The organism is Parafrankia sp. Ea1.12 (assembly GCF_900465275.1).
GTDB classification, from domain to species: Bacteria; Actinomycetota; Actinomycetes; order Frankiales; family Frankiaceae; genus Parafrankia; species Parafrankia soli.
On sequence record NZ_UBIZ01000496.1, the window covers coordinates 1 to 537 of the forward strand.

At 67.2% G+C, this 537-nt stretch carries 1 protein-coding gene; it reads right to left on the reverse strand.

The genetic code is table 11. The annotated features are described in order from the left end of the window. Positions 1–537 (reverse strand): integrase core domain-containing protein (locus FMEAI12_RS29310; RefSeq protein WP_235014758.1); only part of this gene is annotated, 537 nt, incomplete at both ends.

The following is a 537-nucleotide window of genomic DNA, read 5'->3' on the forward strand; positions in this document are numbered from 1 at the left end:
GTGCTGGCGGAGGGAGCGGTGGGGTCGGTGGGTGTTGAAATGCTTCGCGTAGCTGTCGAGGACCGAGGTCAGGTGCCGTTCGGAGATGATCAGCGGCCTGTCGGTGCATTCGCGGCGGGCGGTGCCGATCCGGCGTTCCGCGATCGTGTTCGCCTGCGGGGCTTGTGGTGGTGTGCGTACCACGTCGATGCCGGCTCCGGTGAAGACGGCGTCGAAGGAAGCCGTGAATTTCGTGTCGCGGTCACGGAGGGGGAACCGGAACCGGTGGCCACGTTCCTCGAGGTCCATCAGCAGGTTCCGTGCACGTTGGGTGACCCAGGCCGCGGTTGGATGCTTGGTGACCCCGAGAACATGAACGTGGCGGGTGGCGTGTTCGACGACGAAGAACACGTAGATCCGTTGCAGGAACACGGTGTCCACCGTGAAGAAGTCGCAGGCCAGCAGGCCGGAGGCCTGGGCGCGCAGGAACGTGCGCCAGGAGGTGTCGGCCCGGCGGGGTGCGGGGTCGACGCCGGCGCGGTGCGGGATCCGCCAGAA